The sequence below is a fragment of the Paenibacillus sp. ISL-20 genome (assembly GCF_018613005.1).
GTDB lineage: Bacteria > Bacillota > Bacilli > Paenibacillales > Paenibacillaceae > Paenibacillus_AQ.
Window position 1 is genome coordinate 1 of sequence record NZ_JAGGRD010000025.1, and the last position, 14,967, is coordinate 14,967.

Consider the following 14,967-nt stretch of genomic DNA (forward strand, 5'->3'; position numbering starts at 1 on the left):
CTTAAATACAACTGCCGTTTGAGCAGGCGTACGCAAAGCCTGTTCTTCAAATAGCTCGTGAATCGTTTTTTCTCTCGGATAGGCAGCCTCTGTCGCATTAAAGCTGTACAACAGCGTCTGCTTTTCTTCCTCGGTTACCAGCTCAAGGCTGCCTAAAGCTACCTCCGAGTCCTTCTGCACTTCATTCAATAAAACTAATAAATGTGCTGCCATTCTTTCAATCGTATCTTTTCGGAACAGTTTGCTGCCATATTCCAGTTCAAGCTCAATCTCTTCGGCATCTTCTGTCATCGTCAAAGTTAAATCGAATTTGGCCGCCTGATTAGACGCTAAATATGGAGAAAGCCTCTCTTCACCAATCTCAAGCGTCCTCATCTCCATATTTTGCAATACAAACATTACATCATAGACTGCATTTCTTCCTATATCCCTTTGGAGGCTTAACTTATCAACCAATTGTTCAAAAGGGTACTCCTGATGCTCAAAAGCAGCTAGAGTGATTTCTTTCATTTCTTGCAAAAATTCATTAAAAGATTTATTAAGCTCGGGCTGGCTGCGTAAAGCAAGTGTATTTACGAACATGCCAACCATATTTTCCACATCAGCATGGGTTCTCCCCGCAATTGGAGTCCCTATAACAATGTCATTTTGGCCTGTATATCTTCCGAGTAAGGTACTATATGCTGAAAGGAGTACCATATATAAAGTGCTGCCGCTTTCCTGAGCGAGACGGCGCAGTCCTTGGGTAACTTCCTTTGGCACTCGCACGCGGACACGGTCGCCATCGAAACTTTGCATTACCGGTCGCACATAGTCTGTCGGAAGATTCAAAACCGGCACACCGTCTGCAAAAGTATTCAGCCAATATGCTTCATGTGTTTGCATTTCTTCGCTTGCCGCATTCGTTTGTTGCCATGCTGCATAATCCTTATACTGGATTTTCAGGTCCGGCAGCTCTTTCTCCGCATACAACTGGGACAATTCACGCGCAATGATACTAACTGACATGCCGTCCGAAATGATATGATGAATATCGATCAACAACAAATATTGGCCGGATTGCAGCTTGATCACACAAACCCGCAACAACGAAGGCTCGCTTAGGTCAAACGGCCTCACAAAATCTGCAATCCGGGCATCAATATCCGAGTCATCCGCTTCCAAGTACTCAACCGCAAAGGGCACTGTCTCATGGATCCTCTGAAATAAATCTTCACCGATAACTTCAAACGATGTACGAAAAACCTCATGTCGAGAGATGAGGGTATTAATTGATTTCTCAAACTTCTTTTTATCCAGCTCGGATTCCATAATAAAGAAATAAGGCACGTTATAATGCGTATTTTCCACATCCATATGCTGCAAAGCATACAGTCGTCGCTGAGCAGATGTCGCAATATACAAAGTTTGTGCCGCTACGGGCTTAATGTTCTCATAAGCCGTTTTTTCAGCCGTTGCAATCAGTACCATCATTGCTGCTAAAGTTGGGTGTTGAAAAATGTCGCTGATGGATACGTTCACCTTAAATCTTTGAGCGATTCTGGCCGACAGCTGACCAGCTAACAATGAGTTTCCGCCCAAATGAAAAAAACTGGACTGGCTATTTGGTGGCAGCGTCTTCAATAGATCTAGCCAAATTAATTTAAGTTCTTCAATATTATAATCATCTGTTTTCTCATAAAATACATCTGTGTTACTGCCTACTAGTTGCCCAATATCGCTCAAAACTTTATCAAACTTGCCCGATTGATACTGTGAAGCTAATAAAAACCTCTGAATTTTTCCGCTCGTTGTTTTTGGTATTCTTTTTAGAGGAATGACATGGTCTAGGTGCAAATTGGCTGTAAGCAGCACATTTGCTCTTATCTGCTCAGAAAGTGTAATGAATTCAGCAATTTCGCCTAAATGCGTGACAAAAACAATAATCTCATCCATTTGCTTGTTTTCATTGTACGCACCGCAAACCGCTGCTCTGCCGAAGCCTATTCCGTCAATCTGTTCAACTAATGATTCAATATCATGAGGATAGTAGTTTTGCCCATTAATTATAATAATGTCTTTGAATCGGCCTGTTATGATAAGATTTCCGCTATCCATAAAGCCTAAATCGCCTGTTCTTAACCAGCCGTCTTCCGTCAGCACATCAGAAGTGGATTTCTCATTTAAGTAGTAGCCCCTGGTCACGCTCTTGCCATTAATCTGAACATGGCCGATTACCAAATCTTCGAGCACAGCCCCATCATCATTACAAATTCTAATTTCACAATTTTCGATAACTTTCCCTAAATCTGCAAATGTCAATCCATATGAACTCGCCGGATCAGCAAACTTAACCCGGTTTCCAATCGCAAGGCTTCGACGGTCAAGAGAATAACCTTTAAGGCCCTGTTTAGCATTAATAATCGAAACCGCCACAGTTCCTTCCGCCAGTCCGTAACCATTTGCCATCACGTCGCTGCTCAGCTTGTAAGCTGACATAGTGCGAATAAAGTCAGTGCATGTCTCGATAGAAATCGGTTCCGCACCGTTAATAATTACTCTGACGCTGGACAGATTCCAATCGTGCTTGTCTTTCTTCAAATTATTCAAAAAAAACTTAAATCCAAAGTTTGGAGATGCTAGAATCGTTGGCTTATAGACATTTACATACTCAAACCACGCAACCGGTTTTCTAATAAAAAAAGAAGTGTTGATCAGACTATGATTCATTTCGTAAACGACGGGAAGTAAGTGGCACATGATAAGACCCATATCATGGGTAAGAGGCATCCAGCTTAAGCTTGAATCGTGCTGATTCATTGTTGTACGATTTGCAATGGCGTTCGCGTTAACAATAACATTTTCATGAGTAACCATAACGCCTTTCGGATCGCCGGTGGAGCCGGAGGAGAATTGTATAAAAGCCAATTCATCAGGCGCTTGATCCTCAATCACCTTGCCGTAACATGTCTCGGTATGATCTAAAGCAGAAAAGTTGACTAGTTTAATGTCGTTTAAATGAGGGGATATACTTTTATACGATTGATTATTACAAATAATAATTGGATTTTTTAGCAGGCTGCATATCTTTTGCAACTTGTTTAATCTCTCCGTATTATTTGCGACGCTAACCGGAACCGGAATGGCTCCTCCCAATATACAAGCCCAAAAAGATATTAAAAAGTCTTCATAATGATGCAGCTGCAAAATAACTTCCGTATCTTTCCCAACTCCGCTGCCCTGTAAATGGTATAGTAAACGCTTCGCTTTATCATAAAGCGTGTTGTACGCAAGAAATATATCACTGCCATTATCATCAATGATAATAATGCCTTTATTAGAAAAACTATTTCGCTTTAAATAGCCATGTAAATTTTCATACTCCACTTTTGACAACATTTTTACTTGTTCCTCCTGTTATACTAAAAGTAGTTTTTTGATCTTTCATACATCGTTAGCAAATCTTTATAGGACTCTACTAAACCTTTATTTTCTATATATTTTTCATCATTAATGAAGTAAAAGAACGGATAAGCATCTAATTTAAGATTGTTTTTTAAAGATTTATCAATGATGACAAACTGTAATTTTTCAGCTTCTCCTTCTAAGGCATACTTGCCGCCATTCTCGTCTGTGCTTAAATAAACAATTAATATTTGATCCTGAAGATGGTTGCTTCTAGCTATTTCCTTCAGTAAGTTCAAACATTTTTTACAGCCGGCACTCCCAAAAATAACAATTCTTATATTTTCAAGAGGAACGGAAATTGAGGAGCTCTTTGCCTCTAAAATAACTCTATCCATTGGTAACAATGTTCCGATTTCATAACCGCTCGTTCTGGATAGTACTAATTTGAACAGTCTATTGATCGTTTTTGTTTGTGCATAAAATAGAAAAAGAAATACAACCGAAATGCAAAATGAAATCATTCCCAGCAAAACATTTCCTCCTTAAGGATCTAAAAGGTATAGTGAAACAGCTGAACAAACAGGGGATATACTACTCATGCATGAGTAGTTGAAGAAATAATGCGAGGAATATACGATAATTAATTCAACTGATCCATTGATGAATAAAAGCTTTTTAGCTTAAGCAGCAACAAATATAGGAAAGTTAGTATAATTGAACTAATAATATAAATGATATTTTCATCGAACCGGATATTAATCGAATTAAAATCAATTACTATTGCAGTTGTTATGATCAAAACATTAAAAACATTTGTTAATAATTTTGAATAGCTAATTTTTTCATCTATAAACTGGCCGTAACAACCGCATGACTCCTCTATTTGTCCCTTGAATAGCTTAATAGCAACGAATACAGTAACAGCAATCATAAACGTCAATACGCACCAGAGAACGATTTCGATAAAAAGATGCAACAAAATCATTGCTCCGACTATTATTTCGAATAAAGAAATAGCAATGGCAAAAACCAAGCTAAGTTTATTACTTAATTTCAAAGAGTTTATAAGTAACGCTGAAAACTTTTGAACAGAGACAACTTTGAGGGCTCCACTAATAATCAATAAACAGGATATAAAGTAACAACCAACTATTATTATTGTTTCCCACATGAAAGCGCACCCTCTCCCTATTCAGTTTTGAGAATAGTTTTTTAAGGTATGTTGAATAATATTAATAGTATCTTTTAGATTATGGATGATAAAAAAATGATCCCCTGGCAGGATAGTAACTTTGAAAGCCTTCGAGGTGTAATCCTTCCAACCGGATAACTCATAATATTTATAATCATCGTTACTGCCATAAAGAATGCTCATATCTATATCGAGCTTCGGCTGATCAGAATGAGTATAGAGCTCAGCCAATCTAAAATCCGAACGTAAAATGGGTTGAAACAACTCCATTAATTCTTCATGTTCAAAAACATTGACGTGTGCGCCTTTATATTTTATTAATTCGTTGAGAAACTGCTCTTCAGGAAGATTAGATATCGGAGCTTGATCTGCTTTAACGCCGGGAGCCTTTTTACCTGATATAAAAAGATGAACGGGGCTTGGAAAACCCATATTTTTTATTTTGTGACAAAGCTCATAAGCAATAAGTCCTCCTAAACTATGTCCAAAAATAGCATATGGCCTTGAATCGATGTCATTCTGAAGAAATGAAAATATATCGTTAACCGCCTCATTAATCGAAGAATACAACGGTTCGCCGAATCTATTTCCACGTCCCGATAATTCAATTGGAATTAGCTCAATCCATTCCGGCAGCAACCTTTTCCATCTTAAAAAAATATTCGCGCTTGCTCCCGCATAGGGTATGCAGAATAACTTCACGTCAGGCACTAATATACCTCCAAACTTTAAATAGTAACCTTATCCTTTGCAGCGGAATTAATATTCTCCACCACGGCAAATTTCAATTCAGCTTTGGCAATCAGTTTATCGCGAACAAGCGCCTTTACTTCAACCATCCCCGTTTTGCTATACAATAATATGGCGTTACACTCATAATGAATGGTGTCCCCCGGCGCTACTGAATGGAGAAATTTAGCATTAACTTCACTTAAAACATGAACTTTATCGCCTTGCTCAAAATCATTTATGAAGGTTAATTTATGCAGTAAAATGGCGGATTGCGCCATTCCTTCAATTATATAGACGCCAGGGTATATCACTCGATTAGGGAAATGTCCTTGCACGTAGTGTTCTCCACCGCTAACATTTTTTCGAGTTACAATGCATACTCCTTCGTCGAACTTTTCTACAACATCAATATAAATAAATGGAAATGATTGCGGTAAAATATTTCTTATTTCATCGAAACTCATATAATCCAATTTATTACCTCCTATTCCTGATATGCTGACAAGATTACGCCACTGACTGCGCCGAATACATCTTGGCACATAAGCAATGCCTTGCGCGGGTCTGCCATGCGTTGTTCCTTACTTCCCATGCTGTTTTCCAATTGCCCGTATAAATGCTCGCCATTAAAACCTGCGCTGCTCGGACCAGAGTTTCTTCGAAAAGACTCCACTGCGCCGACTGCTTGAAAAACGCCAGTTGCCCCGTACAGCTCGCCAAAGCTTCTTTTTACAGCACTAACTGCAGGTAATTTTGAACCAAAGTTTCTCACTAAAGCATTTGCTTCAACATCATCTTGCTTGAGGCAACCATTTCCTGAAGAAAATACGAGATCAATCTCCTCAGCGGTTAGTTCCGATTTTGCAAGCACGTTAGCTACTGCTTTTGAATAACAGAGGCTTTTTCTTTCAAAGCTGTTCTCGCTACAAAACAGACTAGTCCAATCAAAAACTTCGCCCAATATCGCAGCATTTCTTTGTACAGCACTTTCATAGCTTTCCAAAACTAGTGCAGCAGCCCCCTCGCCTGGCACAACGCCTTTGCTTAAAGGATGATAAGGCTGGCCTGCATACTCTTCATTTTCAACCGAAATTATTCCTAAAGATTCATATATTTTCATGATTCTTTCATTTATTTCAGCAACTCCGCCCACCACGACACAGTTTGCTTGATTCTTCTTAATTAATCTTGCTGCATGCCCAATAGCATCTATTCCTGCGCACTGTCCGTTCCCAACGGTTATATTTGCTGCTCTTGCTTGAAGGCGGATGCCTAAATTAGATGCAGGCGCATTGGCCAATACATTAGGAGCCTGCATTGGACTTACTAGATGCGGTCCTTCCGTAATCGTGGAAAAATCGTAATTCGAAGCTGTCGTAAGACCGGCAAAGTTGCTCCCCACAACAACACCCAAATGTTCCGGTAAAGGCATATTCTCTTCCAATTGCGCATTTTGCAGCGCAAGGTTTCCTGCCGCCAGCAAAAATTTGGAGCTAGGTTGCAAAAACTGAATGCCTTTCTTTCCTATAATGCTATGCGGTTCCCAATCCACAAGTTTTCTTGCTTTATAGCCAGCCACCAGTTCTAATTGTTTATGGAGGCTGCCCCCATTCAGCGCTTCCCAAAACCCATCTAAACTAGTTGAATAAGGAGAAACGGCTCCAGCCCCCGTTATAACAACACGAGTCATAGTTTTTTATCTCGCTTTCCCGATAATAATAGTTGAAATATTTCCACCAAAAGCAAATGCATTGCTTAAAACAATATCAACATCTGCGGAAACCGCAGCGTTTGCAACAATATTCACTAAACAATTATTGTCAGGCTCCACATAATTCATTGTTGGCGGCACAACAGAATCTCTTATGGCAAGTGTGCAAGCTACCGCTTCAATTGCACTTGCCGCCCCCATAGTGTGGCCTAGCATGGATTTAATAGAACTAGACGGAATATGATCGGCCTTTTCTCCAAAAATATCTCTTATAGCAATCGATTCTGTGAAATCATTCGCTTTTGTACCTGTACCATGGGCACTGATATAAGATACTTCATCCGGGTTGATATTTGCTTTATCCAAAGCTCTGCGGATCGCTAATTTTGCGCCTAAACCATCCGGATGTGGCGCAGTTGGATGATTTGCATCGCAAGATAATCCGTACCCTAACAACTCTGCATAAATTTTCGCTCCACGAGCAACCGCTTTATCATAATCTTCTAGAACTAGCGCGCTAGCGCCTTCGCTTACAATTGTGCCCGACCTATTTTTATCAAATGGCCGAACAACCGTAGGGTCGATTGCTCCCAGACAATAAAAGGTCGTAAAACAAGCTCTCGACATTCCATCAGAACCGCCCACGATTACTGCATCCGCTTGTCCATCCTGAATGAGGTCCATTCCATTGCTGATCGCATAGTTACCGGCAGCACAAGCAGTAGGAACCATCAAAGACGGCCCTTCACAACCTAATTCAAGGGAAACAGCCGCCGATATATAATTTTCAGGATAAAATTTCATAACATCCCATTTAATAGAATCATTTGTTTTAACTTCTAAGTCATGATACATTTCAACGATAGAATTATTGCCCATCGTGGTGCCAAAGCAAACCCCAATTCTATCCCTTTCATAACTGAAAACATCTAACTTCGCATCTTCAAAAGCCATTCGCGCAACTGCAACGGCTAATTGGGTAGTTCTCCCTGTTTCGAGAGGGTTAATAATATGCATATAATCACTAGGATTTAGGTCTTTTATTTCTCCGCCCTTGTTATATTCCCCATAAACAGTTGCATCAAAAGAAGAGACTGGGCCCGTACCGACTATACCTTCACGCATATTAGCCCAAAACTTTTCAGTGCCTGAGCCAATTGGCGTTGCTACACCAAGACCGGTTATCGCAACTCTCTTCTTCATCTTACAATTCCTTATTGGTTGCATATAATTCTGAGACTACTCGAATTACATCATTATAAGTTTGAAGCTCTGAAATATATTGCTCTGGTATTTTTATATTAATAATTTTTCCCACACGAACAACGATTTCCAACAGCATCATCGAATCAATCCCTAAATCATCTATAAAGTTATCATCGCCTTGAAAGTTATCATTTTCCGTTACTTGAGCAATAACGTTCTCAATATCTTTTTTCATTTTTGGATCTAACATGATTAATCATTCCTTTTATAAGTTTTATAAAATCCGGCACCTATAAATCACAAAATATCTTCTATGAAGAAAGCCCGCCGTCTACAACGACTACAGTCCCCGTGATATAGCTTGCTTTTGAAGACAATAAAAACTGTATGACGTCTGCAACTTCTTGAGGGCTTCCAACTCTTCCAGCGGGAATGTCGTTCAATACCTTCCTTTTTTGATTAGGCTTCATAGCTTCCCACATATTTGTATCAATAAAACCAGGAGCTACACCATTTACAGTAATTCCATATTTCGCAACTTCTTTTGACAAGCTTTTGATAAACCCTATTTGACCCGCTTTTGATGCGGAATAATTGACCTGCCCTGGTACCCCGATCATGCCGCTCACGGAGCTGACACATACAATTCTCCCAAAACCTTGCTGGATCATACCGTAAATTGCAGCTTTCACATAATTGTAAGTACCTTTTAAATTTGTGCCGACGACTTCGTCCCAATCTTCTTCCGACATCAAAAAGAATGGTTTATCCTTATTCGCTCCAGCATTGACGACAATGCCATCAATGCCTTCGAACTTCGCGTTTATCTCCTCAATCACTTTGCACGCTGCTGAATAATCTTTTGCATCGGCTTTAACTGCAAAAACCGTCCCAGAGAAACTTTCAGCTTCTTTACATAAACTCCGGGCTCCCTCATCATCTTCCCGATAAGTAAACGCAACGTGATGCCCTTCATTAACCAAGGAAAGAACAGTTGCTCGTCCTATTCCTTTAGAGCCGCCGGTAACTAAAATTCTGTTTCCCATAATTCCCCCCTAATAATTGCACTCAATAAAGACAGATGGGACAAGGGATCCTTGAACCATCAATCTTGGTATTCTCCTACTTCTGTAGGAGGTATTTTCATTACTTCCATATTTGATTCTGAGAAATATTAAAGAATGAAAACTTGATCAAATTTCTAAAAACACATGAATTTTACAAACTCTAGCAAAATACACGAGCAGGGTGTGTGACTCTTATCACTCACGTTTGGAGCGGCTTTACATTGAGACACAAATATTATTCCCTGTGCTGACTACCTGTAATTTAAACTCTAATTCCGAGAGGCTAGTTACTTAAACCCTATAAACTATAACTCCCTTATATTCGACAACATTACTAAATATACATATTTTTTCCTTTAAAATCAACAAAATACTTTTATGTTTACATATTACTTACCTAGTGGTATTATATGGAAGTGTTTTATATTCTATTGTTTTCCTTCTCTGTATCAAGGAGGAGAAATACTACTCAATCACCTAGCGACTGTATTACATCTCAACTATTTCATTATAGACAGATCAAAGCGGTTAGAGTAAAAGGCCTTCTACGTCTTGAGTTTGAACGAGCTTTATGCGGTTTCATCCGCTTTTTCTGCGTTCGAACCTGTACTTTTTAAACGAGTGAAACCATACTTCCTTCAAATGGTTTGTTAATATTTAACAACTAAATGATAGGGTATTTAATTAGACTAGTCACATAGTACTCCATTTTCAAATCATACTTCATAGGCAAATGAGCACATGACCGTTAATACCTGTTTTTGATTTGCGAAAGGTTGCCCATTTATACTTCTGTAAACAAACATGATTTTTAACGTTGCGGTGAAGCTTGAGAACGACTAATACTGAAAAAACATCTTAGAGTAACACTGGATCAACCTGATTCTGTATTTCTTGAGATCTGTGCTTTGTAGTCATTAAGAACTACTTTAATGACTCGCTCTATAAACGTGTTCGTACAAATTGACGCTGCAAAAATTGAACTGAAGATTTTAACTAAAGTTGCTGCACAAGACTGATGATCTCTACTTGGAATTGCGGTATTTCGGAGTTAGACCTTGAAAATATGCGACTATTTGGTAATATTTCCAATACTACCGTTAATTTCGATTGTTGGAGGCGAATCTGGAGATATGTGCATCAATAACGGAATAATAGCCGCTATTATAGGAAAAAGTGGAAGGTTTGTTTGTGACATAAGGGTATAATAAATATCCGTTATTTATTGTCGGTCAGGTGCAAACCGCTCGCAAAGGCGAAAGCTTGACGCTTCACCAAATTTATCACCCTTTCTCTGCTTATCCAATTTTATAGTTCAATATATATAGCCATATATCAAATGAAGAAAGTAGGGTATTCTCGTCCCTGCTGTGGGTCCTCTAATAGATTATGGGCAGGTACTACCTATCCATCTGTGAGAAGAATTTCGTAGGAATGAATAACCCCGTCATTAAAGTTGAGAAGTTTCTCGACCTGGCAGGTATGTTCCTCAAGTAGACTTGCTTAGTATTTAGAAATTTATTAGAGGTCATTACATCTTTTTGACTAGTGCGACTAGTACTTTTATTCTTCCTTTGACGAAAGGCTACGGTCAGAACTTTATGGATAACCGAGTGTTTCGATTTTAAAATTACCCAATTAACTTAGCACAAAACATGTGATGTGAAGATTGCCTTTTACTGTGATAGCACTGTTTTTGATCAACGTTCTAGTAATTGCCTGGCGAAACCAGATCTAGATGTATGATGAATGGTTTTAGGAAATTGCTCCATTTTGTTCCCCATTTCAGCAAGAACGTAAATATCCTTAATCCTTTTACTACATGTTTTGAAAAATTTCAATGTTCAATCTCTTCTTTGTAACAAGCCAGGTATTGATTGATACGCCCAATAAGCTTGCGAACAGATTCCTCATATAATGCGTTCTCATTCCAAAGGAAACGAATCATGATTTGGTGCTCAACTAACGTCTCGAAAAGTGAGTCTGCCAAAACAGGCATCTTCTTCTTTAGAGTGCCTTTTACACTCTCTTTAACGCATTAGCATCAATACACCATTGCTCCATCAATCGCCCGTCCTAAAACACCAAATACATATGGAGATTCGAATAACAATAATGTTGCCAACATTTAAAACTGTAAAATATTTCAAAAAAATAACTGGAATACAAAACTTTGTACTCCTCTGCTTGTGGCAATTACAATGAGGGAGGATTAAAAAAATCTTGGCATAATTTACGAGATTTCCATCGGCAGAAGCTTGATATTACACAGTATCGAAAAAAGGAGAACATCAAATGAAACAGGGGAAAATATTAATCATTAACGGTGCATCCAGTTCTGGAAAAACGAGTTTGGCAAAGGAGTTTTTAAAAATTTCCATTGATCCATATGTTTACCTGGACTTAGATAGTTTTAACGAAAAAATCACCACTTTTTATGGAAGCTTGCTTCCTTCATTATTTATTAATCAAAGTGATGATATCTCTTCTGACGTCTATGAAATACTAGGGCCTACTATTATGCAATTATTCTCAAAGACCACTTCATTGCTTTCTCATTTAGGGAATAATGTAGTTGTCGATCATATTATAGGAGAAGCTAAAATTGCAGAGGGACTCAAAGATCTCACCCAAAAACACCCAGTATACTTCGTTGGTTTGAACTGCCCTATTTATGAGCTTGAACGCAGAGAAGTAAGCAGAGGAAATCGAGAGAGAGGATTGGCACGCTCCCATTACAACATCATCCATAACTTTCTCGAATATGATTTAATACTAGATACAAAGAAAATGAGTACTTCTGAATGCGCTAACCTCCTTTTAGACCATATAAACACACAACATTAGTCATCTATTTAGATCGCAATTAAATTCATAACCGAACAAGTAGACTATCGACGGTTTCCATTGGATACTTAATGATCCGATTCTTAAATTGGCTCACATGAACTTGATTTTATAGAAATTTTCAAAGAAGGCGTTACAGACTACATCCACTTTGGGCCATAGCCACAAGTCTTCCAACGGATGTTTCGTAATTATTCCGCCCAAACAACTAGGCTCCTTTATTCTAGCTTTAAGTCACACTTTACGTTGCCTATCACGAGGAAATCAATTGTTTTGCAGTACCCTTGATAAGAGCGAATAGGTCGCTTTGCTATCAATATAAACATCGCGCTGATGCCGCATTCTCTCATGGTGACACCAAGCGTCATTTTGATCCACTCGGCTCAGAGGAAGCGTCCAGGTTTAGTGCGCTTCAAAGCTAACAACGGGTGGGGTCTTCTGTTTCAGCACGGCACCCAATTGACTGCTTTGCTCATCCGTGAGCTTCGGCGGTTGACCAGGAGAATGATCCATTTCCAGCCCGGCAAGACCACCTTCTTGATACTTACCAATTAAGGCTGATCGTATGACTCGTGCGATAGAGTAACTGGCCGATCTTCTCGAACGAGTCCCTCAAAACGACAGCGGACCGCCAGGTATAACTCTTAAAACCTATTATCCGATGTTTCTCATGAACATATTGAGCTTCTCAATTTCTTTAATTTTCATCACCATGGGGTTCTTGTTACTATTCATTACCCAAATTGGTGGCTAGTGCGACATTGTTCGTTTCGTTTTTTAATTGCGTTCTATATAGTACCGAAGAATTCGCCATGTGTGTCTACAGTCGGACATCTACTTAAAGTAACAATATTCCTCATAGATACTGTGATTGAATCACGGTAACTTCTGAACTATGTAAATATCACAAACAGATAGCGGTTTAATTTGTCCCTCTTGGTTATAGAAATGGTTAATAAATAGCTTTAATTAACCATTAATACAATCCATCTAGTTCATTACAAGTGATTTACACCAAATTATGAACAATAAACAGTTTAGAAGGGAAACACAATGAACCAATCAAAAAAAAAAGAGAAAAATGGATATAATTTTTTAAAACTACTATTAAGCACAAAACCACCTTTAACATTAATAATTATTGCTATTTTAGTAAGTGCTATATCTACAGTTGCAGGCTTATTTATTCCGCTTTATACAAAAGAGCTTATTGACATTGTTAGCATTAAAAATCTAGATCTCGAACAACTCGGTAAAATTGGGATTGTTTTTATCTTACAAACAATAACAAGCGGTGTTTCAATTTATCTACTGAATAAATTAGGGGAACAAATTCTTTCCTCATTAAGAAAAAAATTATTGGAAAAACTGCTGTTTCTTCCTGTTAGCTACTACGACAATAACAAAACTGGTGAAACCATTAGTAGAGTCATAAGCGATACAAGTATTATTAAATCTTTAATCTCAGAGCACATGTCCAATTTCTTGACAGGCATGATTTCAGTAGCCGGATCCATTATTATTTTGCTCTATTTAGATTTTAAAATGACGTTGGTAATCCTCTCCACCATCCCTTTGATCTCGTTAATCTTATTACCTCTAAATAATAAAATTTTTAAAATATCAAAAGCTTTACAAGCTGAAACCGCTCAGTTCACAACAAAACTAACACAAGTATTGTCTGAAATTCGAACCGTTAAATCTTGCAATGCGGAAAAAAAGGAGCTTGAAGAAGGTGTTAAAAGCATAAGAAAATTGTTTAACTTTGGACTTCGGGAGTCAAAGATACAAGCATTAATAGTTCCTATCATGTTTTTCATTATGATGCTAATTCTTATGTCTATATTAGCTTATGGAGGACTTCGAGTTTCTTCTGGCACAATGAGTGCTGGGGAACTGATTGCATTTATAATGTATCTTTTACAACTTCTATTTCCAATAAATCAAATAGTTGGATTTTTAACAAAATTTCAGAAAGCAAACGGCGCCTCTGAACGACTAATAACGATGCTCCAAACCAAAGAAGAAGATCATCTAGCAGGGAGCGAACTACAATATTCAAATTCACCTATAAACATTAACAATGTGTCATTCCACCACAATGCAGGTGAGCCGGTTTTAAAAGACATAAATATTCATATTAAAGAAGGTTCAGTAACGGCTTTCGTTGGTCCAAGTGGCGCTGGTAAAACCACTTTATTTTCGATAATTGAGAGATACTATGAACCAACCAATGGAACAATATGGTTCGGCCCAACTACTATTAACTCGTTCACCATTGAATCATGGCGCAAGCAAATTGGTTATGTATCCCAAGAAAGCCCGCTGATAGACGGATCAATTCGACATAATATTTGCTATGGACTTGAGAGGCCTGTTACGGACGATGAACTCAGCGCCGTTACCAAGATGTCATTTGCAGAAGAATTCATTAATAAACTACCAGACGGCTTCGATACCGAAGTTGGGGAACGCGGTGTCAAGCTTTCAGGGGGTCAACGACAACGCATAGCTATTTCACGTGCATTATTAAGAAATCCCGGAATTCTAATGCTCGATGAGGCCACATCCAGCCTTGATAGTAAAACGGAAGCTATTGTGCAAGAAGCATTAAAAAATTTAATGAAAGGCCGAACAACACTTGTTATAGCCCATAGATTATCAACTGTAATCGATGCTGATAACATCATTTTTATTGAAAATGGAGTAATTACGGGATCAGGAACACACTCTGAATTATTTTCCAAGCATTCTTTATATCGTGAGTTCGCAACACAACAGCTACAAGAAACTTAATCTAAAGTTGCAACGAAAAATGGAAGCCT

The 14,967-nt window shown here is 38.4% G+C and carries 12 protein-coding genes; 3 read left to right on the forward strand and 9 right to left on the reverse strand.

What is annotated here, in order from left to right:
• The 9 genes from J7E85_RS16040 to J7E85_RS16080 all read right to left on the reverse strand — a co-directional run.
• Nucleotides 1-3,378: condensation domain-containing protein (locus J7E85_RS16040; RefSeq protein ID WP_215159400.1), on the reverse strand; the 3,378-nt coding region annotated here is incomplete at its 3' end.
• A 23-nt stretch (nucleotides 3,379-3,401) separates the two neighbouring features.
• Nucleotides 3,402-3,917: a thioredoxin family protein gene (locus tag J7E85_RS16045; RefSeq protein WP_215159402.1), complete on the reverse strand. Its 516-nt coding sequence runs from the start codon at nucleotides 3,915-3,917 to the stop codon at nucleotides 3,402-3,404.
• A 110-nt stretch (nucleotides 3,918-4,027) separates the two neighbouring features.
• Nucleotides 4,028-4,558, reverse strand: a complete 531-nt coding sequence (locus J7E85_RS16050; protein ID WP_215159404.1) for a MauE/DoxX family redox-associated membrane protein — start codon at nucleotides 4,556-4,558, stop codon at nucleotides 4,028-4,030.
• A 21-nt stretch (nucleotides 4,559-4,579) separates the two neighbouring features.
• Nucleotides 4,580-5,290, reverse strand: coding sequence for a thioesterase II family protein (locus J7E85_RS16055; RefSeq protein ID WP_215159406.1), 711 nt, complete (start codon nucleotides 5,288-5,290; stop codon nucleotides 4,580-4,582).
• Nucleotides 5,291-5,307: 17 nt separating this feature from the next.
• Nucleotides 5,308-5,775, reverse strand: coding sequence for a 3-hydroxyacyl-ACP dehydratase FabZ family protein (locus J7E85_RS16060; protein ID WP_251035769.1), 468 nt, complete (start codon nucleotides 5,773-5,775; stop codon nucleotides 5,308-5,310).
• A 20-nt stretch (nucleotides 5,776-5,795) separates the two neighbouring features.
• A complete protein-coding gene (locus J7E85_RS16065) occupies nucleotides 5,796-7,001 on the reverse strand; it encodes a beta-ketoacyl synthase N-terminal-like domain-containing protein (protein WP_215159410.1) in 1,206 nt (401 codons plus the stop codon).
• A 6-nt stretch (nucleotides 7,002-7,007) separates the two neighbouring features.
• Nucleotides 7,008-8,225, reverse strand: coding sequence for a beta-ketoacyl-[acyl-carrier-protein] synthase family protein (locus tag J7E85_RS16070; RefSeq protein WP_215159412.1), 1,218 nt, complete (start codon nucleotides 8,223-8,225; stop codon nucleotides 7,008-7,010).
• A gap of 1 nt (nucleotide 8,226) precedes the next feature.
• Nucleotides 8,227-8,478, reverse strand: a complete 252-nt coding sequence (locus tag J7E85_RS16075) for an acyl carrier protein (protein ID WP_215159413.1) — start codon at nucleotides 8,476-8,478, stop codon at nucleotides 8,227-8,229.
• A gap of 61 nt (nucleotides 8,479-8,539) precedes the next feature.
• Nucleotides 8,540-9,274 carry an SDR family oxidoreductase gene (locus J7E85_RS16080; protein WP_215159415.1) on the reverse strand — a complete coding sequence of 245 codons (735 nt, stop codon included), beginning with the start codon at nucleotides 9,272-9,274 and terminating at the stop codon, nucleotides 8,540-8,542.
• 2,316 nt (nucleotides 9,275-11,590) lie between these two features.
• On the opposite strand from J7E85_RS16080, the gene J7E85_RS16085 reads away from it, so the two are divergent.
• From J7E85_RS16085 to J7E85_RS16095, 3 genes are all read left to right on the forward strand, one after another.
• A complete protein-coding gene (locus J7E85_RS16085) occupies nucleotides 11,591-12,142 on the forward strand; it encodes a chloramphenicol phosphotransferase CPT family protein (RefSeq protein ID WP_215159417.1) in 552 nt (183 codons plus the stop codon).
• A gap of 348 nt (nucleotides 12,143-12,490) precedes the next feature.
• Nucleotides 12,491-12,697 (forward strand): hypothetical protein, encoded by a 207-nt coding sequence (locus J7E85_RS16090; protein WP_215159419.1) that lies wholly within the window; start codon nucleotides 12,491-12,493, stop codon nucleotides 12,695-12,697.
• A gap of 498 nt (nucleotides 12,698-13,195) precedes the next feature.
• Nucleotides 13,196-14,938: an ABC transporter ATP-binding protein gene (locus J7E85_RS16095; protein ID WP_215159421.1), complete on the forward strand. Its 1,743-nt coding sequence runs from the start codon at nucleotides 13,196-13,198 to the stop codon at nucleotides 14,936-14,938.
• The last annotated feature ends 29 nt before the right edge of the window (nucleotides 14,939-14,967 follow it).